The sequence below is a fragment of the Planomicrobium sp. CPCC 101079 genome (genome assembly GCF_007859275.1).
In the GTDB taxonomy this organism is placed as follows: Bacteria; Bacillota; Bacilli; order Bacillales_A; family Planococcaceae; genus Planococcus.
Genome location: NZ_VOHC01000011.1, coordinates 466,489 through 489,983 on the forward strand (window position 1 = coordinate 466,489; position 23,495 = coordinate 489,983).

The 23,495-nt window shown below is 44.0% G+C and carries 24 protein-coding genes and 1 riboswitch; of the genes, 8 read left to right on the forward strand and 16 right to left on the reverse strand.

The window, feature by feature from the left end:
• Positions 1–28: 28 nt before the first annotated feature.
• Complete coding sequence (locus FQV28_RS06835; protein WP_146494888.1) at positions 29–943, reverse strand: DMT family transporter; 915 nt, start codon at positions 941–943, stop codon at positions 29–31.
• Positions 944–1,157: 214 nt separating this feature from the next.
• On the opposite strand from FQV28_RS06835, the gene FQV28_RS06840 reads away from it, so the two are divergent.
• Positions 1,158–1,628 carry an Lrp/AsnC family transcriptional regulator gene (locus tag FQV28_RS06840; protein ID WP_146494890.1) on the forward strand — a complete coding sequence of 157 codons (471 nt, stop codon included), beginning with the start codon at positions 1,158–1,160 and terminating at the stop codon, positions 1,626–1,628.
• A 47-nt stretch (positions 1,629–1,675) separates the two neighbouring features.
• On the opposite strand, the gene FQV28_RS06845 is transcribed toward FQV28_RS06840, so the two are convergent.
• The 3 genes from FQV28_RS06845 to FQV28_RS06855 all read right to left on the reverse strand — a co-directional run bounded on the left by FQV28_RS06845 (position 1,676) and on the right by FQV28_RS06855 (position 3,095).
• Entirely contained in the window at positions 1,676–1,945 is a 270-nt protein-coding gene (locus FQV28_RS06845) for an OsmC family protein (RefSeq protein ID WP_146494892.1), read from the reverse strand.
• Positions 1,946–2,146: a hypothetical protein gene (locus tag FQV28_RS06850; RefSeq protein ID WP_146494894.1), complete on the reverse strand. Its 201-nt coding sequence runs from the start codon at positions 2,144–2,146 to the stop codon at positions 1,946–1,948.
• A gap of 82 nt (positions 2,147–2,228) precedes the next feature.
• Positions 2,229–3,095 carry an STAS domain-containing protein gene (locus FQV28_RS06855; RefSeq protein ID WP_146494896.1) on the reverse strand — a complete coding sequence of 289 codons (867 nt, stop codon included), beginning with the start codon at positions 3,093–3,095 and terminating at the stop codon, positions 2,229–2,231.
• Positions 3,096–3,312: 217 nt separating this feature from the next.
• Here FQV28_RS06855 and FQV28_RS06860 point away from each other — a divergent pair, with 217 nt between their 5' ends.
• A complete protein-coding gene (locus FQV28_RS06860; RefSeq protein ID WP_146494898.1) occupies positions 3,313–3,960 on the forward strand; it encodes a metallophosphoesterase family protein in 648 nt (215 codons plus the stop codon).
• Between the two features lie 45 nt (positions 3,961–4,005).
• On the opposite strand, the gene FQV28_RS06865 is transcribed toward FQV28_RS06860, so the two are convergent.
• The 4 genes from FQV28_RS06865 to FQV28_RS06880 form a co-directional block, all read right to left on the reverse strand.
• On the reverse strand, positions 4,006–4,623 hold the full coding sequence (locus FQV28_RS06865; RefSeq protein ID WP_146494900.1) for an HAD family hydrolase: 618 nt from the start codon (positions 4,621–4,623) through the stop codon (positions 4,006–4,008).
• Between the two features lie 30 nt (positions 4,624–4,653).
• Positions 4,654–4,953, reverse strand: coding sequence for a hypothetical protein (locus tag FQV28_RS06870; RefSeq protein ID WP_146494901.1), 300 nt, complete (start codon positions 4,951–4,953; stop codon positions 4,654–4,656).
• Positions 4,954–5,009: 56 nt separating this feature from the next.
• Positions 5,010–5,801 (reverse strand): putative protein N(5)-glutamine methyltransferase, encoded by a 792-nt coding sequence (locus FQV28_RS06875; protein WP_146494903.1) that lies wholly within the window; start codon positions 5,799–5,801, stop codon positions 5,010–5,012.
• A 122-nt stretch (positions 5,802–5,923) separates the two neighbouring features.
• On the reverse strand, positions 5,924–6,874 hold the full coding sequence (locus FQV28_RS06880) for an MBL fold metallo-hydrolase (RefSeq protein ID WP_146494905.1): 951 nt from the start codon (positions 6,872–6,874) through the stop codon (positions 5,924–5,926).
• 198 nt (positions 6,875–7,072) lie between these two features.
• On the opposite strand from FQV28_RS06880, the gene FQV28_RS06885 reads away from it, so the two are divergent.
• Positions 7,073–7,921, forward strand: coding sequence for an NAD(P)H-hydrate dehydratase (locus FQV28_RS06885; protein WP_146494907.1), 849 nt, complete (start codon positions 7,073–7,075; stop codon positions 7,919–7,921).
• Between the two features lie 24 nt (positions 7,922–7,945).
• Positions 7,946–8,674: an aspartate/glutamate racemase family protein gene (locus FQV28_RS06890; RefSeq protein WP_186763799.1), complete on the forward strand. Its 729-nt coding sequence runs from the start codon at positions 7,946–7,948 to the stop codon at positions 8,672–8,674.
• A gap of 42 nt (positions 8,675–8,716) precedes the next feature.
• Here the strand turns inward: FQV28_RS06890 and FQV28_RS06895 are convergent, their stop codons facing one another.
• From FQV28_RS06895 to FQV28_RS06905, 3 genes are all read right to left on the reverse strand, one after another.
• Positions 8,717–9,199, reverse strand: coding sequence for a DUF2306 domain-containing protein (locus FQV28_RS06895; protein WP_146494911.1), 483 nt, complete (start codon positions 9,197–9,199; stop codon positions 8,717–8,719).
• 198 nt (positions 9,200–9,397) lie between these two features.
• A complete protein-coding gene (locus FQV28_RS06900; RefSeq protein ID WP_146494912.1) occupies positions 9,398–10,135 on the reverse strand; it encodes a ZIP family metal transporter in 738 nt (245 codons plus the stop codon).
• Positions 10,136–10,245: 110 nt separating this feature from the next.
• Positions 10,246–11,163 (reverse strand): aldo/keto reductase, encoded by a 918-nt coding sequence (locus FQV28_RS06905; RefSeq protein ID WP_146494914.1) that lies wholly within the window; start codon positions 11,161–11,163, stop codon positions 10,246–10,248.
• A 189-nt stretch (positions 11,164–11,352) separates the two neighbouring features.
• Positions 11,353–11,459, forward strand: a riboswitch (SAM riboswitch).
• 83 nt (positions 11,460–11,542) lie between these two features.
• On the opposite strand from FQV28_RS06905, the gene FQV28_RS06910 reads away from it, so the two are divergent.
• Positions 11,543–12,661, forward strand: coding sequence for a 5-methyltetrahydropteroyltriglutamate--homocysteine S-methyltransferase (locus FQV28_RS06910; RefSeq protein WP_146494916.1), 1,119 nt, complete (start codon positions 11,543–11,545; stop codon positions 12,659–12,661).
• Positions 12,662–12,747: 86 nt separating this feature from the next.
• On the opposite strand, the gene FQV28_RS06915 is transcribed toward FQV28_RS06910, so the two are convergent.
• Positions 12,748–13,737 (reverse strand): bile acid:sodium symporter family protein, encoded by a 990-nt coding sequence (locus FQV28_RS06915; RefSeq protein WP_146494918.1) that lies wholly within the window; start codon positions 13,735–13,737, stop codon positions 12,748–12,750.
• A complete protein-coding gene (locus tag FQV28_RS06920) occupies positions 13,734–15,137 on the reverse strand; it encodes an FAD-binding oxidoreductase (protein ID WP_146494920.1) in 1,404 nt (467 codons plus the stop codon). Before FQV28_RS06920 ends, FQV28_RS06915 begins: the two co-directional genes overlap by 4 nt.
• A gap of 417 nt (positions 15,138–15,554) precedes the next feature.
• Here FQV28_RS06920 and FQV28_RS06925 point away from each other — a divergent pair, with 417 nt between their 5' ends.
• Positions 15,555–15,755, forward strand: coding sequence for a hypothetical protein (locus FQV28_RS06925; RefSeq protein WP_146494922.1), 201 nt, complete (start codon positions 15,555–15,557; stop codon positions 15,753–15,755).
• A 40-nt stretch (positions 15,756–15,795) separates the two neighbouring features.
• Here the strand turns inward: FQV28_RS06925 and FQV28_RS06930 are convergent, their stop codons facing one another.
• The gene (locus FQV28_RS06930) at positions 15,796–17,586 is read right to left on the reverse strand and encodes a M3 family oligoendopeptidase (protein WP_186763800.1); all 1,791 of its coding nucleotides are present in this window, start codon (positions 17,584–17,586) and stop codon (positions 15,796–15,798) included.
• A gap of 126 nt (positions 17,587–17,712) precedes the next feature.
• A complete protein-coding gene (locus FQV28_RS06935; protein WP_146494924.1) occupies positions 17,713–18,963 on the reverse strand; it encodes an MDR family MFS transporter in 1,251 nt (416 codons plus the stop codon).
• Between the two features lie 95 nt (positions 18,964–19,058).
• On the opposite strand from FQV28_RS06935, the gene FQV28_RS06940 reads away from it, so the two are divergent.
• Positions 19,059–20,717, forward strand: a complete 1,659-nt coding sequence (locus FQV28_RS06940) for an ABC transporter substrate-binding protein (RefSeq protein ID WP_146494926.1) — start codon at positions 19,059–19,061, stop codon at positions 20,715–20,717.
• Between the two features lie 117 nt (positions 20,718–20,834).
• Positions 20,835–21,476 carry a hypothetical protein gene (locus tag FQV28_RS06945; RefSeq protein ID WP_146494928.1) on the forward strand — a complete coding sequence of 214 codons (642 nt, stop codon included), beginning with the start codon at positions 20,835–20,837 and terminating at the stop codon, positions 21,474–21,476.
• 381 nt (positions 21,477–21,857) lie between these two features.
• Here FQV28_RS06945 and FQV28_RS06950 read toward each other — a convergent pair whose 3' ends face one another.
• Positions 21,858–23,492, reverse strand: coding sequence for a thiamine pyrophosphate-binding protein (locus tag FQV28_RS06950; protein WP_146494930.1), 1,635 nt, complete (start codon positions 23,490–23,492; stop codon positions 21,858–21,860).
• Positions 23,493–23,495: the final 3 nt, after the last annotated feature.

Consider the following 23,495-nt stretch of genomic DNA (forward strand, 5'->3'; position numbering starts at 1 on the left):
CGCCGCAGAAAATTCTGCGGCGGTTTTTTTAATGTTGGTAACTGGGATTCTCCATTTTTTTCTTCTTTGTTCTGTTTATGCCAAAGATTGTGAAGAAATAACAGCCGCTGATGACAATCGCGCTGCCGATGAGCTGGATTTGCGTCATGTGTTCGCCCAGCAGGACAAAAGCCAGCAATGCGGTGAAGACAGGATTAAAATTCAAAAAAATGCCGGAAGTTGTAGCGCCGATTTTCTGGACGCCGATATTCCAGAGTACAAAACATAAAACCGTTGAAACGACCCCGGTATAAAGGATGGCATAAATAAAAGAACTATTGATATTGGTTACTGCAAAAGTCGGCAAGTTAAACGGCAAAAGGACCAATAATCCAAAAACGCCGGAATATAAGGTTGCAAACATTGCCGAGACATGTGCCATTGCCCATTTGCTGAAGACCGAATAAAGCCCCCACACGGCCACTGCAGCAAGCATATACAAATCTCCGCTATTTACTTCAAGCGACAGCAAAAGCTCCACATTCCCTTTGGTCAATACGAGCAAAACGCCGAACAAAGAGAAGAACATTGCCAGAAGCTGCAAGGGATTCAGCTTTTCTTTCAGTAAAATGCCCGAAAATACAGCGATGGACAACATATTGAGTGTCGAGATCAAACCGACGTTGGTCGCTGAAGTATGTTTGAGCGCGAAGAATTGCAAGATGTTGAAAAGCACTACTCCGGTTATTCCCATTAAGGCAAGCGGCAGCACCGCTTTTTTTGGAGGCAAAATCTTTTTCTCTTTCCACCATACAAGCGGCACCAGGCAAACCACCGCGATGATCCAGCGTAACGAAGTTAAGGTCATCGGCGAAGCATGTTCCGTCAGCACTTTCCCTATTACAAAATTCCCTGCCCATAATAAACTCGTCAATAATAAAATTAAATAATAAAAATAGCGCATAATCCGCCTCTTTTCCGTTCTGCTTTCAACCTTGAACAGCACTGGCTGTGATAATATTAATTAATAATAACACCGGAAGATGTTTTATGGTTTATTATTAAGCATAACGAACGATTTTCAAAAGAAAATAAAGTAAATATCTTTTTTGCTTAATTTTCTTTTACAAAAGAATCGGAATAACGATTTTATATGAAAATTATTAAGGAGGAGTTCTATGGAATCTATCACCAGTAAAGTTCTCGACAATCTTGACGTCCAAATTTTGAACATTTTACAGCACCATGCAGCGTTAAGCAATGCGGAAATTGCAAAGCGCGTCAACCTTTCAGCTCCTGCAGTCCACACCCGAATCAAGCGTCTAGAAAGTGAAGGCTATATCCAACGTAAAGTAACCATCCTCGATCAGGAAAAGCTTGGATTTGATTTGCTTTGCTTCATCTTCATCAGCACGAATATCCACCAGGCAGACGAACTTCAAGTTTTAGAAAGCGCACTAGAAGCGATGCCTGAAGTATTGGAATGCCAATGCTTGACAGGTGAGTACGATTATTTGCTGAAAGTCGCCAACAAAGACCGGAAAGACCTTCAAGCATTCATTCGCAAGTTAAACAAACTGGGCATTACAAAAATTCAGACGAGCTTGGCTTTAAGAGAAATTAAATCCTCCACTGTTTTGCCGATATAAAAAGCAAAAAGGCCTGTCTCTGTAAAGAGGCAGGCCTTTTTAACAAACTAATAAATTTCCAATTCCCAAGTGTGTTCCATTTCCACTGCCCCTTTTAATGTTTGGGCAACCGGACATCCTCTATCAAAAACGGCTAGTGCACGTTCCGCAGCGTCTTGCTTGCCCTCTGGGACTTTAACAATGTAATGGCAGCTGATTTTCGTGATTTTCAATACGCCTTCAGGTGCTTCAATCGTACCTTGGACATTGGCACGGACCTTGTCGGGTGATGTTGGAATTTTACGCGCTTCCAGCGCGCCAGAAAGAGTGCCAACCAGTCAGCCGCCTGCCGCTGCTACAATATGGTCCAAAGTGGAAGGATGCTGGACCTCTGTATCCACCCCGTAAAATTCGCGGACACCGGAATGCACCCCGTACACTACCGGGTCAGGAAAATCTCCGATATATGCTTCCCGCACCTTATTCGCTGTGTCTTTTTGGATGATAGTTATTTTCGTCAATTCAATCGGTTCACTCATCTATCAAATCCTCCTTTCTAGGCAAAACCTTTGCCGTTCGGCTAGTCTTGTTATTCCCGAAAAACAGGTTTGTATTCCGTATTTACCGAATTTTATCCGAGCTGGATTCATTGCTTGCTGAATATGCGCTTTGTTTGATGCTTTGCAGCGCTTGCTTAACAGTTGCGAACGATTCGATTTTAGACATATCGATGCCGCTGTTGACGACTGTTTGAACTAGCTCTGGACGCATTCCCGCAGAAACCACATGAATGCCCATCAAACGGAGCATCGCCCCGATTTGATGAAGGGACCGGGCTATATTGTTATCAATAATAACCACACCTGACAGGTCGCTAATGACATGATTGACTTTTGTTTCGGCCAGTTTAGGAATAACGTTTTCCATTATATGTCTCGTGCGATTATCATCGATAAAACCGATTAGCGGAATGACCACGACATCTTCCATAACCGGAACAATCGGTGCGGAAAGTTTCATAAGCTCCTTCTGTGACTCTTCCTTGAATTGCTCGGAAAGGCGTTCAAAAGCAAAAAATGTTTCATTCAAACTGACATCAAGCATAGCGTTTATTCGATTGATGAGAAATGAAAGTTCATTTAAAGATAAGCCGAGGCTTTCACTGATACGTGTGAATATGTCTGTAAATATCGCTCTTGTGGGCGGATAGCGTACGACAATTTCAGAAAGGCTCCCTCCTGCTGCCGCTTGCATTCGGGCATTTTTTTTGCTCCATTGAATCAAGACCTCTGGAATTGCCTGGCTGCTGCCGTTTTCCACTGTTTCTGCAAAAGCTTTCATCAATTCTTGATACATCTTGCTTGCTTGTTCCAATTCATCTTCAGGGATTCGCTGATTTGTTGATTTTTGTACTGCTTGGACAACTTCCTCTGCTATCGATTCGAGGTGGCTGCTTATGTAAGCGGAAAAACCTTTGAACGAGGCCATTGCGCATCACACCTCCTTTAATAAGTATAGTTTATTATACAACAAAATAAGTCAGAAGGCTTAGTCGTGCTATACAAAGTAAAGAATAAATCTATTCTAAAAAAGCTTGGCGGAAACAGTTGAATATATTGACAATCTTTCAGATTTTACAGAAAATGAAAAGACCAACAGGATAAATGATTGAATCCGAATTCGAGTGGAATGGAGACTGGAGAATATGGATCATTTTGTAATTGGCGATATACATGGCTGTTTTTACACATTCAAGAAATTGGTCGAGGAACATTGGGACCGCGAAAAGGAAATGCTTGTTCAAGTCGGCGACTTGGTCGACCGCGGCAAGCATGTACCTCAAACAGTCCAATTCGCCAGGCAGCTTGCCAGTGATTTTCCTGAACGCGCTTATTTTATAAAAGGAAATCACGAAGCGATGCTGCTTGAGCATTTTGCTAATCCGCCGAGCTACAATTGGTTGAGGCAAGGTGGACAAGAAACACTTGACCAATATGCAGCGGCAGAGCGGAATCTTGCCAACGACATTAAGTGGCTAGAGTCTTTGCCATTGTTTTATGATCACGATAAATTGTTTGTGAGCCACGCAGGCATCGCCCAAAACACTCATGATCCATTCGATGAAGACAATCCATATGGAATTCTCTGGAACCGCAGCAAACTGAAAAATCTTAGCAAATTGCAAATAGTCGGCCATACACCGATCAAAGAACCAAAGTTCGATCCGGATAGCCATGCTTATTATATCGATACAGGCGCGGCTTATGCCGGGAGTTTGACTGGCATCAAAATCGATCAAGCAGGTGAACCGCTCGAGCTTTTTCAAGTAAAAACCGATTCACGGGACTTATAAAAAGGCATTCCCTAAAAACATAGGGAATGCCTTTTCTTCATTCTCTTAAAACAAAGTGGCCAATTCATTGAAATTTCGAATCGTGTAATCGGCACTTTGCACTTCCCCGAAACCGTATTCGGCGTAAACAAACGGAATGCCGGCAAGTTCTGCAGCTTCCTGGTCTTTTTTTGTATCTCCTACGTAAATCGGAGCGGTTAAGTTATTCCGGTCCATCACTAATTTGATATTTTCGCCTTTTAACAGTCCGGTCCTTCCAGGATTTTCGAAATCCTTGATATATTTTTCAAATCCATAGTATTCCAAGAACGCTTCAATATACCCTTCTTGGCAATTGCTGACGATAAAAAGCTTGTATTTTTGTGCCAAACTTGCCAGCACTTTTTCCACTTCAGGGTACAAAGTGCCGCCGTGCTCCACCAAATAATCATTTTCCACAATGCTGCACTGATTCAGCAATTCTTTTCTTTTATCCGCCGGCAGCTGCGGCAGCAATTTTTCTCCGATTTCATCGATTTGCAATCCCATCATAGCTGTTAAATCATCTTTCGTAATAGAAAAGCTTCCTTCTTCCAGCCCTTCAAATACTTGGTTCCATGAGAGTGCTATCGCTTCCCTGGAATCCCACAGTGTGCCGTCCAAATCAAAAATAATGCTATCCACTTTATCCGCCCTTTCAGTTCAATCGCGGCTTTACCTTGCCTGCTTTGCGCGTTCTCTATGGACAAGTGCCACAAACTTCTTTTGTTCTTCTTGATCGTTCACAAGACGATCTGCATTATGCGGATCTTCGAGAAATTGTTTCACTTTACTATTATAGCGGATGGTATGTTCATACCGATAATCCGACACGAGTAAAGAAAACCATTCTTCTTGCTTCAGCCGTACAACATTTTTTTCGAAAGTGGATGGTTCCAGCAAATAATCAACCACTTTCTGTTCTGCTTTAAAAATCAGCAGGCTACCAATGACCCTTATAATGAATTCAAACATTCCCAATCCCCTTTATGCTGAACATCCTTCTGCCAATTAAAAGTCTGAATGCTGCTTTATAGGAACGGCCGTGTACCGCTAACAACTGTGGCATCAAATTCCTCTGAACTTGCGACTTGGCCCGCAAGACCGTATTTTTCAAAAATTGCTACGGTTTTGGAAGCTTGTTGCCGGCTGACTTCAACCAGTAACTTGCCGCCCGGCGCAAGCCAACTGGCTGCATCAGCCGCTATCCGCCTGTGAAAAAAAAGACCGTCTTCACCTCCATCCAGCGCTGATCTGGCTTCATAATTCCTAGCTTCAGCTGGAAGCCTCCCAAACAATTCTGTCGGAACATAGGGTGCGTTTGCCACAATCAAGTTGAACCGATTTTTCAATGTATCCGGCAGCGGCTCAAATAGGTCTCCTTCGTATATGCAACTGTCGATAGATAAGAGGTTGCGGCGCGCACACTGCACTGCATCCGGTTCTATGTCTACACCATGTAATTCAACTTGAATCTGTGAGGCTATTGCCGCCCCAATCGCTCCGGATCCGCAGCATAGATCCAAGATTACCGCACCCTCTTCAATTGCCGATAAGGATTGATGCACAAGAAACTCAGTGCGGCGGCGCGGCACAAAAACGGTTTGGCAGACTTCGAGCTTTAGCCCGTAGAAATGGGCCCATCCAATTACGTGTTCCAAAGGCTCTCCCAGAAGACGCTTGTTGACCATAGAAGAAAGCTCAGCAGCTGAACGCGCAGCGGACACAAGCAAGCGAGCTTCTTCTTCAGCAAAAACACAGCCGGCTGAGCGAAGTTTGCCGCTTATTTGCTCGATTTGCTTTCTTGCTTTCTTCGAACCCATCTCCTCACCCGCCTTCTTTGTTACCTGCCTTGTTACATAAAGATCCTGTAAGGTTTAACACAATTGCTTACTTCCGTACTTTATTTTTCAGCACCCCCCTCTATCTGCCTTAAAAGCGCGATCTAGACATTGCGGGCTTTTCCTAAATAATCGACCAAACCCATAGCACTGACTTGGAGGTCCAGTTCAATAAGCGCATATACTTCGTGTTCATCCCGCACACCTTTGGCCCTCAGCTTTTCGACAACTAGTTCATACAATCGCTTCGCTAGCATGTCAGCTCCTTCGCCTTCAGCAACTGCCGCTTTCGCTTGATCCAAGAAAATCGGAATCCATTCGCTGACTTGGTTGAGCGCTGCATTCGGTTTCGTAGTCATGCCGAAATGGCCATAATAAATTGCTGCCAGTTCCATGGCACGGAGGCGTTCAATTGCGTGGTGCATTGCTATTGGATCGAATTGGTTCGGCGAAGTGGACGGCAAAAACAAATCAATGCCTTCATCAACCAATTGCTCATAACGGATGCCAACCGTATCGCCGGCAAACACACCGTGGGAAATCGGATCAAAGATACTGAAATGATGATTGGAATGGCCAGGGGTATCTAAAAATTCGAGTGTACAATGCGGACCGATTTTCAATTGATCGGATTCCCCCATAGAGAGAATCCGATCTTCCGGAATCGGGACAATCGGCTCAAACAACTCGGAAAAACGCTCTGTGTAAACCGCCTTTGCCCCTGCAACCAACCGTTTGGGATCTGACAGGTGCCTAGCCCCTTTTGGATGAACAACCACTTTTGCATTTGGGCAGTCCTGAAGCAGCAATCCTGCACCTCCGGCATGGTCTAAATGAACGTGTGTAACAATAATATATTCTATTTGTTCCAGCGCAATTCCCAACTTCTCCAATCCTCTTTTAACATGTTCGATCGATGGGCTTGGGCCAGTTTCGACAATGGTCACTTGTTCTTCTTTAATGACATACGTCCCGGTCCTTTCAGGAATGCCCAAATCATAGCCGTCGATCAAATGGATACGGTCATTAAGGCGCAGCGGATATCGTTTAAACATTAGCTCCTCCTTGTTGGCGCGAATAAACGCGAATTTTTTCTTTATTCTCAATAACACTAATGCAAATTGAATTACAAGAATATTCTACCAGTTAATGCCTGTTTTGAACATGACAGTTCAACCTCATGCTTTTTCGTACCGGTTTAAATATGTTCAGATATAGGAAAACAGATACTAGACGAATGGGGGTGGCCAAGGATGGCCGTTTTAGATGAAGACACAGGAACATGGGACGAAGAAAAAGTGAGGTCTACTCTTCCTGTTAGAAAAGCTGAAAGCCATAAAGGAACTTATGGCAATGGATTGTTGGTTGCTGGCAGCCAAGATATGCCTGGTGCTGCTATGCTGTCAGGGCTTGGAGCAATGCGGAGCGGGATCGGGAAGTTGGTCATCGGCACAGCAGAGCAAGTGATTCCGGTTGTTGTCCCACGGCTGCCGGAAGCCACTTATGAACCGGATGCCCTGAAGCGAATCGCCAAAGGCAGCTTAAATGTGGAAAATTACGAGGCAATTGCAGCAGGCCCAGGCATTGTTCCGGATGAAATGACAGAGAAGGCTATCCAGAAAATCTTAAAAAGCCGTGTACCGGTCATTTTGGATGCAGGAGCCTTGTCAAAACGCGAATACAAGGACCGGCAAGGACCGACAATATTGACGCCGCACCCTATGGAATTTTCCCGGATTACCGGCATCAAAGTCAGCGAGCTGCAGCAAAACCGGATGCATTATGCCCGGGTCTGCTCTAAAAAACTTGGCACTGCCATAGTCTTGAAAGGAAAAGAGACAGTCGTTGCCTTTCCTGATGGAGAAGCATGGATTAATCCCACGGGAAACAGCGCTCTCGCAAAAGGCGGTACCGGTGACACATTGACCGGTATGCTTCTTGGCATGCTGTGCATCCACGAAGATTGGAAACACGCAGTTTTGAACGCGGTTTTTCTCCACGGCGCATGTGCAGATGCTTGGACTGAAAAACGCTCTGCTCATACACTTCTCGCCCATGAGTTGACAGATTTTCTTCCAGAAGTATGGAAAGGATTTGAATAGAATCGATTTTTGAGGAGCATGCCCATGATTTATAAAGCACGTGAAGCTCAAGTTGCCTATGGACAAGCGATTAGAATTTTGATGTTGGATTCGTTCGTGCCTTTTGTTCCAGGAGATGTCGGAAATGCCTCTACCTTTTCTTTCCCTGTACGCTACGAGAAGGTTCATGGATTAACTTTCAAAAACTTGTACGACGAACAAAAAGACTGCCTGGCGCAAATCATTCAGGCTGGCATAAGATTGGAAGAAGCAGGTGTCAAGGCAGTGACTGCGGATTGCGGGTTCATGATTTTATACCAGCGGCAGTTGGCCGAAGCTTTGACGGTCCCCGTTTTCACGTCAAGCCTGTTGCAACTTCCGTTTATCGATAAACTTTTTGGAACAAACGATAAAATTGGCGTAATCACAGCGTCAGCAGATAAACTTACAGATTCAATACTCAAGAAGGCAGGCGCTGATCCCGATAGAATAGTCGCCATTGGAATGGAAGAAAAACCGAATTTTTCAAGGGCTGCATTAGAAGAAATCGGATGGCTCGACAGCGACGCCATAGAAAAAGAAGCAGTGCAAACTGCAGTTGAACTTGTAGAAAAGAATCCGGCAATTTCAGTTCTTCTACTCGAATGCAGTATTTTGGCTCCCTACGCAAAAGCGATTCAATACAGGGTAAATCTCCCGATCTTCGACTACGTGTCGATGATTGAATTCATAAATCGCAGCGTTGTAAAAACCGCATATAAGGGATTTATTTAAAGCATTCACCGCATTAGTCTTGCTGGCGTGGTGAATGCTTCTTTAAGACAGCGCGGTATTTTGCTTTTTTAGCCGGCGATACCGTTCAGCGACATAAAAGATGATTGGACTACCGATAATTGTCGGCAAAAGCCATAGCGACCAGTCGGGCAAAAGGTTCAGCAGAGGAATATCCTGGCCATTTGTTATTAATACCGCCGTAACCAGACCGATATAAGAGCCAAGCATTCCACGAATGTGCAGGCTGATCCAATTTTTCCAGCGCCGTTTTCTTGCCATATACCCGATAAAAGCTAAAGAGTACGAGAAAATTGCCACGTAAAACAAAGCGGCGCTTTCTTCCCAATGAAGAAGCGCCATGATTACAGCCGTAGAAAAAAGCACTGCGAAACTTGCATGGTAAACTTCACCGGATTTCGTGTGGTTTCCTTTCTTTTTCTTTACAGAAACAGCAAAAAGGCCAACGGACAGGCAAACACTTCCAGCAGCAATATGCAGCACAAGCATCGATGTAAAAAAATTCACTTTTCGGCCTCCTTAAAAGTGAAAATAGGATCCGTTTTCCGGTGCGCTGAAACCTTCTGGTTCTGTCGAATTTCTACCTTAGTCTCACATTGCCGCGTTTTCCACAGCCGCTATCATATTATTCGAGAAGTTGCCTACAAACCCTTTTTATTTTTCCGCACAAAAAGCGTTCCTGCAATTCAACAGAAACGCTTTCCTTTAGCCGAGCACTAAAGTGATGAAAATCCCGACTGCCGTAATCAGTCCAACTATGGGGCCGCCTTTTTCATACGCTTCGGGCATCATCGTAGAAGCAACCATTGCAATGATGGCACCTGCTGCAAACGAAGAAATGATAGCCTGGGTCGCTTCGGATGTCTGTTCCAGCACTGAAAAACCCAAAAGAGAGCTTAATGCGGATGCGGCGAGAACAAAAACCCACATAAACATCACTTTTTTTGTGGTATATCCTCCTTGTTTCAAGCCAGTCGTACTGGATATCCCTTCCGGCAAATTGCTTATGAATATAGCGGCAATTAACGCGACTCCCACCCCACCGCCTTGGGCAATGCCAAGGCCGATCATCGCAGTTTCCGGAATGGCATCCATGATGGTACCGATAAAAATAGCGAGCCCAGAACCCGCATCGGAATTTTCGGGCTTTTCCGTTCCATGGCCTGAGCGTTTCCGATGCCTTCCCCCCTGCCGATTGACGAGCACATCAAATACAGTAAAGAGCGCTGCGCCTCCTAAAAATCCCAGTGCAATTTCCATCAAACTGCCAAGCTCCAGCGCTTCCCCTAGAAGTTCAAAGCTGACTGCACCGATCAGCGCCCCTGTTCCAAGTGCCATCACATAGGCGATCAGGCGCTGCGGCAGTGCAACAAACAATACAATAAGGGCACCCAACAAGTTGGCTGCCCCTGCAACAGCTCCCCAAAGCAAAGCAGAAGTCATATCCTTCATCCTTTCAAGACTGTCATGTCCCCTATTCTACCCGAAAAAAATGAACAGTAAGCGCAAAAAAACGTTGATCCGGCAGAACTTCCGGATCAACGGATATATTTTTATGGCACTTGGTTTCCGGCCGCGCGGTAAATCTCATACCATTCTTTGCGAGACAATTCTATGTCCGACGCTTTGGCTATATGGGTCAACCGCTCAGGGGTCATAGTCCCGACAATGGCTTGGATGTTTGCCGGATGGCGCAAAATCCAAGCAATGGCGATTGCCGATTTGGTAACACAGTATCTATCAGCGATTTCTTGAAGTTTCGCATTGATTTCAGGCATTTCTTCATTATCGACAAAAAAGCCTTCAAAATTGCCGTAGCGAAGCGGCGACCATGCCTGGACGGTCATATCGTTCAAGCGGCTATAGTCGAGTATGCTGCCGTCCCGGTTCAAGCTGTTTTCTTCGCGTGTATTCACTTGGATGCCGGCGTCGATCATGCCGGTATGCATAACACTAAATTGCAGCTGATTGATGACCAAGTCCTGTTCCACGTATTTTTTCAGCAATTCGATTTGCATCGGGTTGTGGTTGCTGACACCGAAATAGCGGACTTTCCCGCTTTCCTGCAGCCGGCTGAAAGCTTCTGCCACTTCTTCCGGTTCGACAAGCGCATCTGGCCGGTGAAGCAGAAGGCTGTCCAAATAATCGGTTTTCAGCCGCTTCAGGCTTTCATCCACTGTTTTCAAAATATGCTCTTTTGAAAAATCGTAAAAGCCATCACGGATGCCGACTTTTGACTGAATAACGATCTCTTCACGGACATTCGGGTTCATATTGATCGCTTCAGCAAAAACCTCTTCTGATTTCCCTTCAGCGTAAATATCCGCGTGATCGAAAAAGTCCACTCCAAGATCTCTTGCATTGCCTATGACAGCTCTCGCTTCTTCAACAGTCTGCCTGCCTATGTTTCCACAGCCAAGCGCGATATTGGAAACGGTCAAATCGCTAGTCCCGAGCTTCAACTTCTTCACTTGATCACCCCTGTTGTTTATTAAATTCAGTTTACCACTAAATATTTTTATAAAACCTTGCAAGGCGTGCAGTAAAACCTGAACTCTTTTGCTAGTTTACGGATAAAAACCTTAATATTCCACTTATATACTTGCGCATCTGGATGTCCAATGATAAAGTAAGCCATATTGTGATTGTAATTTTATATTTTCTTATCAAGAGAGACGGAGGGATTGGCCCGGTGATGTCTCAGCAACCAGCCTGCTTAAGGTAAGGTGCTAATTCCAATAGGGGGTCTCCTCTTTGAAGATAAGAAGAATGCACCGGCATCTCGGGGTCCTCTTCTTTTAGAGGGCCCTTTTTTATGCATATACATAAAACCGAAAGAAGGAATGACAAGTGACAAAGCCCCTTACAGAAGAAAAAACGTTGAAATCCCCTTTCAAAGCAGATCATGTTGGGAGTTTTTTGCGGCCAGAACGGTTGAAACAGGCGCGGCTGCAAAAAGAAAATGGAGAAATCACTGCCGGCCAATTAAAGAAGATTGAAGACGAGGAAATTATCCGATTGGTTGAAGCACAAAAACGCGCCGGACTCCAGTCGGTAACCGACGGAGAATTTCGGCGGAAATGGTGGCATTTCGATTTTCTTGCAGGTTTTGATGGAGTCGAGTTTGTTGAAGGGGGCAATGGCCTTCAGTTTAACGGCATCCAGACAAAAGCGCACGGCATCAAAGTGACAGGAAAAATTCGCTTTACCAGCCATTACATGATAGAACACTTCGAATTTTTACATAGCGTCGCAGGCGATGCACTAGCCAAATTCACCATTCCAAGTCCGAACATGCTTTTTCACAGAGCCGATTTTGAAGACGGAATCTATGAAACGGATGAAGAACTTGTTGAGGATTTAGTAGCCGCTTACCAAGGAGTCATTCAAGCGTTTTATGATGCCGGTTGCCGCTACCTGCAGATTGACGACACTTCCTGGGCCAGTTTCTTTTCGGAAAAAGGGAGGGAATCGATCCGCTCCAAAGGGAAAGATCTTGATAAAATCGCCATTTTATGCGCTCGCGCAATAAATGAATCTATTGCTAATAAGCCCGAGGACCTGCTTGTGACGATGCATATTTGCCGCGGCAACTTCAAATCGACCCATATGTCGAGCGGCGGTTACGGCGCGCTGTCTGAAATTATTTTTGGCGGCCTGGATGTGGATGGCCTTTTTCTGGAATTTGATGACGAACGGTCCGGCGGCTTTGAGCCGCTCCGATTCGTGAACCGGCCAGACCTTTTTGTCGTACTCGGCTTGATCACTTCTAAATTTGGTGAACTTGAAGATACGGATCGCGTCAAGGCGCGCATTGCAGAAGCCGCAACGTACATACCACTTGAACAACTTTGTTTAAGCCCGCAATGCGGTTTCGCCTCCACTGAGGAAGGCAATCTTTTAACAGAAGAACAGCAATGGGAAAAAGTAAGGCATGTGGTGGAAATTGCACAAGAAGTATGGGAATGAATTCCAGTATAATCGATAACTAACAAAAAGCGGCTGCAACTGGTTTTATCAGTTGCAGCCGCTTTTTATATTATTATATGTGCTTTTTAATATTTCCCGGAAGCTGGGACTGCTTTCGGTTTTTTGAGGCTAGGTTCATCTGCTCCTTCATTAACCGGTTTTTTCGACCAGATAGTCGCAAGGATCGGACCGCTGATATTGTGCCAAATTGCTCCCCAAACACTTGGAAGTGCCGCCAACGGGCTGAAATGAGCAGTTGCCAGTGCAACACCGAGCCCGGAGTTTTGCATGCCGACTTCAATTGCAATTGCGCGTCGGTCGTTTTCTTTAAGCCCAAGCATAACGGCTGTAAAATAGCCAAGCAATAAGCCGAATCCATTATGAAGGAAAACAGCTACAAAGACGATAAATCCTGCGCTGACTACGTTTTCACCATTTGCAGCCGTAACAGCAGATACGATGATCAAAATAGCAAGAACTGAAATCAATGGAACAATTGAAATGCCCTTCTCCACAGTTTTCGGGAAAAACTTTCCGATAAGGAAACCTAATGTAATTGGAAGGATAATCACTTGAATAATGGATGTGAACATCGCAACCGGATCAACCGGCATCCATTGCCCAGCCAGCAAAAGCAGCAGGAGCGGCGTTACGACCGGCGCAAGCAAAGTTGAAAGCGAAGTCATTGCAACCGACAAGGCCACATTGCCTTTCGCCAGATAGACCATTACATTGGAAGCGGTGCCTCCTGGCACACACCCTAAAAGGATAAGCCCCGCTGCGAGTTCAGCTGGAAGCTGCAGTATATATGCCAACGCAAAAGCAACAAGCGGCATAACCACGAACTGGGCGCAGACACCGGCAAATACCGGCAGTGGCTTGGAAGCAACTATTTTAAAATCGACCGGTTTTAATGTCAGGCCCATCCCAAACATAACAACGCCCAGTAATATGGTTATATAGCTGCCGAATCCTAAAAACGGTTCCGGAACCAAATACGCGATGATTGCTATTCCGACAACAAAAAACGCAAAATATCTTCCTGCAAACGAGCTTAATGATTCAATAAATTTCATAATAAGGCCCCTTTCTTGTCCGATGCTACAATTTTTCCAGGATTCAACAAGTTAGCTGGATCGAGTGCTCGTTTTATTTTTTCCATGACAATGAGAGCGTCGCCATGTTCTTGCTGTTGGTATTTTTGTTTTCCGAAACCAACGCCATGTTCGCCTGTACAAGTGCCGCCGCGCTGTAATGCATACAGAACAATTTGCTCATTCAATTTGTTTGCTTTTGCTAATTCTTCTGCATCATCCATATCAAGCATCAACAGCACATGAAAATTGCCATCTCCAACATGGCCAACAAGCCCCCCTGTCAAACCTAGTTCTTCAACTTGTTGCCTTGCGTGGGAAACTGCGCCGGCTAGTTCGGAGATCGGTAAACAAACATCTGTTACCATCATTTTTTTGCCCGGGTTTCCATGAATATAAGCATAGGCCAAGTTATGCCGGGCTTCCCACAAGGCATTTCGGCTTGCATTGTCTGTTTCAAATTGGATTGCCTCACAATTATGGCTGCCAACCAATTCTTCTGTAAATTCCACGTCTTGTTTTAGACCGGCTTCGTTGCCGTGAAATTCGAGGAACAAAGTCGGCTTTTCCAGGTAACTGGTTTCACTAAACCGATTTACTTGCCGGACGGACGGCTCATCAACAAGTTCTACTCGGGCAATTGGAATGCCTGCCTGCAGTATGGAAACGACCGCCTCAACGGCATCTTGAATCGTCGGGAACGAAGCACGGGCAGCAGCCACATGCTCCGGTATCCCATAAACTCGGAGCGTCAGTTCGGTGAAGCATCCAAGCGTTCCTTCAGATCCTGTAAAGAGGCCATTCAAATGGAAACCGGATGATGATTTTGCTGCAAGGTTTCCAGTATGGATGACCATGCCATCCGCAAGCACCACTTCCAAATCACGGACTTGGTCTCTCATCACTCCGTATTTGACAGAGGTCGTGCCGCTGGCGTTTGTGGCCACCATTCCTCCGAGCGTTGCGTCTGCTCCCGGATCTACCGAGAAAAACAGCCCGTACTTTTTTAATTCTTTATTTAGCTGGCTTCTGGTTACGCCAGGCTGGACTTTTACTAGAAAGTCGTTTTCCTTTACTTCCAACACTTTGTTCATTAAAGAAAAATCAATGGTAATGCCGCCTTCTGTCGGAATGATATGGCCCTCTAAACTCGAGCCAAGGCCGAATGGGATTACTGGCACTAGATACTGCGAAGATATTTTCATGATTTTGCTGACATCTGCCGTCGCTATCGGGAACACGACAATATCGGGCATTTGAGGCGCATGGTAGGATTCATCCTTACTATGCAGCTGTCGTACAGTTTCGTTGACCGTCACTTGTTCTTCTGTCAATTCCCTTTTCAAAATTTCGACGAGCTCATAAGTTGTATGGTGTGGCATGTGTGTCTCTCCTCAGCTAATAATAAAAATAAAATATTGGAATAGTAAAACTTTTGAAAGTATAATAGGTTTCATTATACAGAATTGTTTGAACAATTCAATCGTTATTTAAGAAAATATTCTTCTTAGGAAAAGCATCTCAACGAGAATTTTTTATAATAGGGTTCTTTATGTTTTGTTAACTGATACATCTCTATAAATATGCATAAAAAATAGAAAAAGCTTATAAAAAACCTGTTGATTTAATTATAAAATTCAGATAAAGTAAAAACATTAGTTTTTATATTAATTATCTCTTGTGGATTTTCGTATCTATTCCTCAGGGATAAATTGCGATTAAGTTCGTTGGATCTATAGCTGTCCGCGCATTACTGCTCTTGAGCCATTTACTTAAAATACAAAAAGAAGGAGTACCTTATGAACTTCGAAAACAGAAGAAAAATTCAAATGGATTATCGGGAAAAGAAGCAAGAACTTGAAGAAAATCGAAAAGATACACTAGAAGCAGTGGTTATTATGGGTCTCCTGGTTCTCCTAGTGTTATTATGCAACCTTAATTTTTTGTCCTTCCCATTCGACCCTGTTGTTTCCATCGAAAAAGCGAAATTGAATATATAACGAAAAAAGCAGAAAGGATAGCTATCCTTTCTGCTTTTTATTATTCTGCTTTCTGCTCACTAAGCCGCAAAAACTCTTTGATTGCATCTTTTAATGGCTCCAGGGCTGTTTGCCAAAAGTACAGTTCAGTCAAGTCTTGGTTTAAATAAGTTTCCCCTAATTGCTCAACTGTCATCCGTCCTGAATTGCGCAACAAGTCATCATAGCGCTCCATAAAGCCGCTTCCTAATTCATTTTTTATGGCATATATGCCGCTGCTGAACAAATAGCCGATCGTATAGGGAATGTTATAAAAAGCTTTTTCAGTAACGTAAATATGCGGAACGTAAAGCCACCGGTAAACTTCTTGTTCTTCTACCAATCCATGGTATAGCTCATTTTCAGATTGAATCAGCAACTCTTTAATCTCTTGAGCGGCAAGCAGCCCTTTTTTTCGTTGTTCATAGAAGGACCTTTCAAACTGATACATATTCGGAATCGTTGAAACACAAAGCATGCCACTTGAAATTTTCATTTCCAGCAGCGCCAACTTTTCTTCTTTTGAACCAGCTTGCTCAATGGCAGCATCAAGCACTAAGTTTTCCATGAAGATGGAGGCCGTTTCTTCGATGCTTGTTCCTTTCTCCTGAATAAAAGCCGGCTCATGGTGCAGAATTTCATTGTGGTAAGCATGTCCCAGTACGTGTGCCAGCGTGACCACATCAAAGTAATTTTCCCGGTAGGTCAAAAATATCCTGCTTTCTTTCGCTAATGGCAAAGATGCGCAAAATGCCCCCTCGGCTTTCCCGGAACGGTTTTCTGATTCAATCCAATTGGAGTGAAAAGCCTTTTCAGCAAAGAGGCCTAACTTCTCGCTTAAGTTATGGAACTGCGTTTCAATGATTGACACCGCTTCAGCATATGGAAATTTCTTGGCCGTTTCAAAGCAAGGGACTTCCAGATCAAACCACTTCAAGCCATCAAGTTGAAGCAGCTCCTTTTTTCTTTTTAAATAAGCTCTGAAAAGCGGTTTGCATTCCTCTAATGCCTTGAGCATTGAGTGGATGCTTTTTTCTTTTATACGATTTTGGTCGAGCGCTTCTTTCAACATGTTCTCCCATCCGCGCTGCTTGTACAAGTCCAACCGGTAGCCCGCAATGCGGTTTAGGAGCACTGCAAATGTTTCTGCATCCGCGTCGCAGACTTCGGTAATCGCTTTTGCCGCTAGTTCCCGCTTGTGGCGGTCTTTATCGTATAACGCTTGGTTTAAAGCACTTCCAATAGAAAGCTCTCTTATCTTCCCTTTTTGCATGAGGGGAACCTTTAATTGATTGAAAAGTTGATTGTGAAGTTGTTCCCACCCGTCAAATCCATTGACAGCTAGTGCATTGATGATTTGTTCTATTTCGAGCGGCAGCCGGTCTTTTACATTTCTCCTTCGTTCCTCCAAAGAAAATGCAATCGCTTCGACGCCATTCTGTCCCAGTAGGTCTTGCCACTGCTCTTCACTAAGGTTTGCCAACATTTGGTTCAAGAGCGCATGAAAGGATTTCATGGCTGCCTTTATGGTACTGACTTGATCCAGTAATTGAATAGCGCTCATATCTGCTGTGTTTTGCGCATAAATGCAGACACTGAAGTCTTCGATCTCCAGCCACATATTCATCACTTGTTCTATATCCGTTAAAGTGCCTGCCAACTTTTGCATATCTTTTGCATCCGATTCTAATACTGCTGTCAGACGGCTTATTTCCGAAGTTAAAGCGTGCATTATATTCTTCAGCGATTCTGAAGTACTGCCGCCTTCATACAAGGAATTCAAATCCCAATTCCGGCTAATCGACTGCTTCAATTCTTTCGCCTCCTGGAAGAACTTTTCCTTTTATTATAACTGAAAATGAGTGCATAAATACCATGTTTTCAGAAAATTGAGAAAAATTCCGCTCCTTTTTTCTATTATTTCCGTAATCGCCCGCTTTCATACAGTCTTTGTCAACAGCGCCTTTTGATCTTTTTGTTTTTTTACAAATAATCCTGTATAGATGAACGCCGTTCCAACCATAAGCAAGATTCCCATATAGACAGACATCATCGCCGGCGCTAAATATGCGCCGATTATGATTGAGGCCCGTGCGATTAAATCCGCTCCGCTGAATGACAGACTGGAAAAGGCAGAATATGATCCACGCTTGTCCTCTGGCATCATATTCGCCTGCTCAGCATTGCGTACAGGCGAGTAAACGAGTTCTCCGATAGTCGCGATAACACCGAAAACGATCAACATATGCAATGTACTTGCTGAAGTCATGAAGGCATACCCAAATGTATATAGGATCAAGCCGCCTAAGAGAACAGTCTGTTTGCTGAATCGGTTTGTAAAGCTGTTGATCCAGAATGTTAAGCAGACAACCAGAAGCATATTTAGGATGTTGAGTAAACTTAGCATCCTGACTCCGTTAATTTCGACGCCTCCAGCCATTACCGGAGTAAACGTTTCTGCCAGCCGGACCCCAATATAGCTGTTCAATGAAAATTCTCCTGCAAAGATAAATACCGAACCCGCTACAACTTTAACGAACGGTGCATCCTGAAATGCCACTTTATAATTTTGGAGAAGGTCATAAAAGACATTCTGGTGCTGTTTTTCTAAACGCTGAATTTGTTCATCCCTTAACCATATTTTATAAGCTGCCGGCAGCAAGGCACTCGTGATGGACAATAACAAAAATAATTCAACTTTATGACTGACATACATCAAGCCACCCAATGCCGTACCGATTGCCATGGATAAGTTAACCATCCAGTAATCGATCGCATACACCGCTTTGCGGTTTTCCGGTGTTGTCGAATCGATGATAATGGCATGCAGTGCCGGCCTGCCCAAGCTGCTTGTAATGGTGAAAGCCGTATAAGCTGCAGCAAACAGCCATATCAATTTCTTTTCCGGCAATAAGCTGATCGTCATGAATAAAAACATTAATGCATTCAAAGAAGAAGTAATCAGCAATACCTTTATTCTCTGAAAACGGTCAGAAATATATCCACCGATTAAATTGACGATAAAACTGACAATAACAGTCCCTGCCAAAAACACTCCCGCCCATACTTTGCCTAATTCCTGTGCAAAAAATAAAGCCATGAATGGCATAACTGCCATGGAAACCGCACGGTTAAAAAATGATGTTATGAGGCGGACCCGGATGTTTTGAGGGTATTCTTTCCATTTCATTTTGCATCTCCTCCCTGTAATATGTATATTAAACTAGACTCATAAAACAAAAAATAGACACCTTATAAAGATGTGTCTACTTTTAGGAGGCATCAATGGATAAAAACTTATTAACATTATGGCAATCCGTTCCTTCAGGAGGAGTCAAACAGGAAGAAATAGCCGAGCTATTGGAATTAAGCCCAAGGCAAACTTCCCGTTCCTTAAAGAAATGGCAAGAACAAGGCTGGTTTGATTATTCATCCGGCCGTGGAAGAGGGAAAGCTTCAAACCTAAAATGGCTTCGAAACGTGGAAGAGGAATTTGAATGCCAACTAATGAAATGGATCGACAAAGATGCAGTAGAAAAAAGCAGCAAGTATTTGCTTTACGATTGGTCGGAACACTCAAAAGAACGGCTTATGGATAAATTCCGTTCAAAATTCGGGTATATTCAAAGTCCGGATAAACAAGACAAGTTGATTATTCCAAGAAAATACCCTCTCCTTACAATTCATCCTTTAGAAACAGCGGAAGTACAAGGTGCGCACATTGTCACAAATGTTTTCAACCGGCTGGTCGCAGTCGACAGCAATGGGATTGTATCCCCTGAGCTCGCACATAGTTGGGACGCTGAGCCGGATAAAGTTCGGCTTTACTTGAAAAAAGGTGTCAAGTTTCATGATGGCTCCATGCTGACTGCTCAAGACGTTGTGAAATGCTTGGAGAAAATCCGCAAGCATGTACACTTTAAAAACTTGTGGGAACCTGTCACCGAGATTTATTCCCCAGCGCCGTTAGTGGTTGATATTTTGTTTCCTGGCGGCTGCAGCTACTGCCTGCAAATGCTTGGTATGATGAACGCCAGCATTTACAAAGAGCCCAATGGGCAACTGGTAGGAACCGGAAGTTTTTTTGTTGAAGCCATTTCCAAAAGTAAAGCAACATTACAGGCTTTTAAGGATCATTTTCGTGAAAGACCGCTGCTCGATGTGGTGGAATTTGTTGTGGTTCCTGCTGATTTCGATTTTACTTACCGTTCTGCAGCAGAAGAAAAAACACAAGAAACGGTTCAAGTGGAAAGCGATTCCGGTTTTGGTATTGTTATTATGAACGCCTTCCGAGATTCCGATATCAGACAAAAAGATGTCCGCGACTTTATACATCACATCATCTCCAAACACCGGCATGGAATTGAACGAGTTGATGAACGGATATCACCAAACCACAAAAGCTGCCTGGCGGGCCAAGATCAACATTATCTGCCGCCTGAAATCAGACGCCCAAACTTCAAAAAACCGCTTGTCTTGAAAACAACCAGCTATGTAGCCAATACTACTGCGTGGCTCCAATCCATTTTGGAAAAAGAAGGAGTGCCAATTGAAATAATGGAACTTCCCTTTGAAGAATATACATTTAATAAAATGAAAAACCGGCAAGCCGACTTGTTCATTCACGGAGAAATATTTGAAATGAACCAAAACTTCTCCTTTTACCAATTTCTCGTTTACGGTTATTCTCCCCTAGCTTCCATTGTCCAGTCAGACGCCAGTTTCAGCAGGCTCACCAGCAATTACAAACATACGCCTTTCGAAAGATGGATAACCTTAAATCTAGCAGTCGAAAGAGCTTTGCTGGAATCATCTATCCTTGTTCCACTCTACTATGTTAAACGGCAAATACCATTTTCAATCAATTTGCTCAATATTAAGATCAGCCATTTTGGCTATGTGGATTTTGCTAAACTATGGCTGCGCCCGCAAATAAAAAAGTAAATGCCAAATCGCTTTGAAAAGAAAGTCCCTCCTTTCACAGTGGTATAATATTCCTATTCATTGGTATTTGCTGTATAATTCCAAATGTTAGGAATTTATGCCTAAAGGAGTGTTGGAATGCATTACGGGGAGTCGAATTTCAAGAAAAATGAAATATGCCATAACGATCAAACCTTTCCTACAGTTGAAGCGTTTGACGCCTATCTGGAATCTTGTGCAGAAGAAATCACAAGTTCAGTTGTTTGCGATGCCGTCAGACAGATTTTCGCAATTGATATTGACCTGGCCCTGGTCCTTCATCCGAGATATGACCATTTAAAATTTCCGAGAGCAGCCATCCACAGCTATTTGAAACAAATCGGGACAGAAGCAAATGGAGCCTCTATCCGTTCAATGATCAAAGCACTTTTCGGAATCAATCTGGCAGGAATCGCTGAGCTATACAACGACCGGATTGCTTTGTATTCTAAAGGCCAATGGATAGTGAAAAATGATCAAGCGCTGTTTCTTGTCCATACTAGCTATAAAGATGCCGACGTAAAAATTCTCTCCACTCCTTATTTTAAGAACCAAACCAAAATGGCCGAAATGCCGTCAAGTTTGCAACAGGCGCTGGCTCCACTCGGGTACTCCTATAACGAAAAAGAACAAGCGTTATTTTACAGTGATCCAACTGGCCAGCCCGTTTCTGGCCAGTTCAAAGTCCAGACAATGAAAACGATTGCTAGAATTGTACATACCGATTTTGCCGGCCTCTAAACCCCCTCTACATTAATTGTGTAGAGGGGGTTCAGGCTGTCGAGAAAGGTGACTAGTTATTTCATCGCGAACCAGCTGGACGCGTTCCGCGGGCGAGCGTTGAGCCGCTTCAGCACTTTCGATCCATTCAACCGGATAAGTCTACTCGATGTGTTCGTATTTGCAGAATGGAAGGGTTGAACCAGCTGGGGCTTGCTACTGGTTTCTTCTGGACAACTTTACCTATAACTATGGAGCCAACCAACGGAGACACCATTGGGATAGCTAAGCTGTTTTTCGAAATAGCAAGAGGAATATCTGTTTCCAATCAAATATTTAATAGAAGTTCCTCAACAAGGAAACCCCTCTACACTAATGTGTAGAGGGGTTTCCTTGTAAAATTCATTTTTGAAAAGAAGATAAAAATTTAACGCGGTCGCCCATTGGCGGGATGTTGTTGTCGACCAATGCAATTTCCAAAACAGCCGGGCCATCCAATGAAGCAAGTTTTTGGATCGCTTCCCCATCTAAATCATCCATAGAATCCACTCTAAAGCTTGGAATGTCCATAGCCGCAGCCATAGCCGCTATGTTGATCGGCTGCTGCTCAAATGTAGCATGGCTGCGCTTGTATTGCAGAGTATGGCCGTGATAGACCATTCCGAGACGGGCATTGTTCAATACTACAAACAAGATTGGCAAGTTGTTTTCTTTTGCTGCTAAAATTTCCATGCCGTGCATGAAGAAACTGCCGTCTCCAGTGATTGCTACCACCGGCCGTTCAGGTTCCGCAAGTTTTGAACCGATGGCTGAACCGATTCCGCTCCCCATTGCACCAAAATGGACATTTATATCAAAGGTAAAAGGTTCATATACTTTCATGGTATGGATAACATACGCCATAAATTCTCCGATATCGATTGTATAGCGGGTTGAAGGTGGCAAAAATTCCTGCAATTTGGCAAGGACATTCTTGGTGTTGTATTCTTCATCGCCTACATAATCATCGTCTTTTTCAACCGGTTGGGCTGCTTTGCGGGTCATGCCGAGATTTTTCAATTCTTCGATCAAATACACCAAGCTCAGGCCGACATCACCTAGCACAGGAAGATCGATTTCGTATTTTCGGTTAAAGACAGAAGCGTCGAAATCCAGTTGGATGGAAAAGCGGTTTTTAGTCAAATTCGAGTTGTAATTGTTTGTAGCGGTTTCGCCCAAGCTCGAACCAATGATAAGCAGCGTATTTACTTCGCCATCGTTTATCAAAGCTGAAGCTTTTTCTGTTCCAGCAAAGCCAAAGACCCCTGCAAATAAAGGATGGTCGTTTTGCATAAGCCCTTTTGCTTGTGGAGTTACCACAAGTGGCCATTGCAGCATTTCAGCCAGTTCGACCAAAAGGTCAACTGAATTTCTAGCACCTTGCCCAACAAATATATAACCGCTTTCTCTTTCCACGAGCTCTTTAGCGGTACGCTGGATTACTTCAAGATCAGGCGCGATGACTGTTTTTTGGACAACAGCGGGAACTCGTGCGTCGACTAACCCTTGCTGTACATCAATCGGCATGGCGATATGGACAGGGCCCGGTACACCGGAAACCGCAATCGTCGTCGCTTTTACGACTTCATCCAATAGATTGTTCGAATCCGTGACGGTGACGCTGTATTTTGTAACCGATTTAAATATTGGGTCTGCATCCAATTCCTGCGAAGCATTCAAGCCCATTGTACTGACCGGAACCGCCCCAGTTAAAAAAAGTACTGGAAGATGTTCGCGCATTGCATTGGCTGCTCCCGTTACGAGATTTGTTCCACCTGGTCCGCTGCTTCCGATACAGACACTTAATTGGTTGGTGTATTTGGCATAAGCGGCCGCCATATAACCTGCTGCACCTTCATGCTTCGTAACGATCGGCGTTATTTCAGGGACATCGTACAGCCCGTCGTAAAAAGCATTTACGGAACCTGCAGGAATACCGAATACGTGCTTCACACCCATATTTTTTAAATACTCGATTGACGCATGAACTGCTTTCATTTT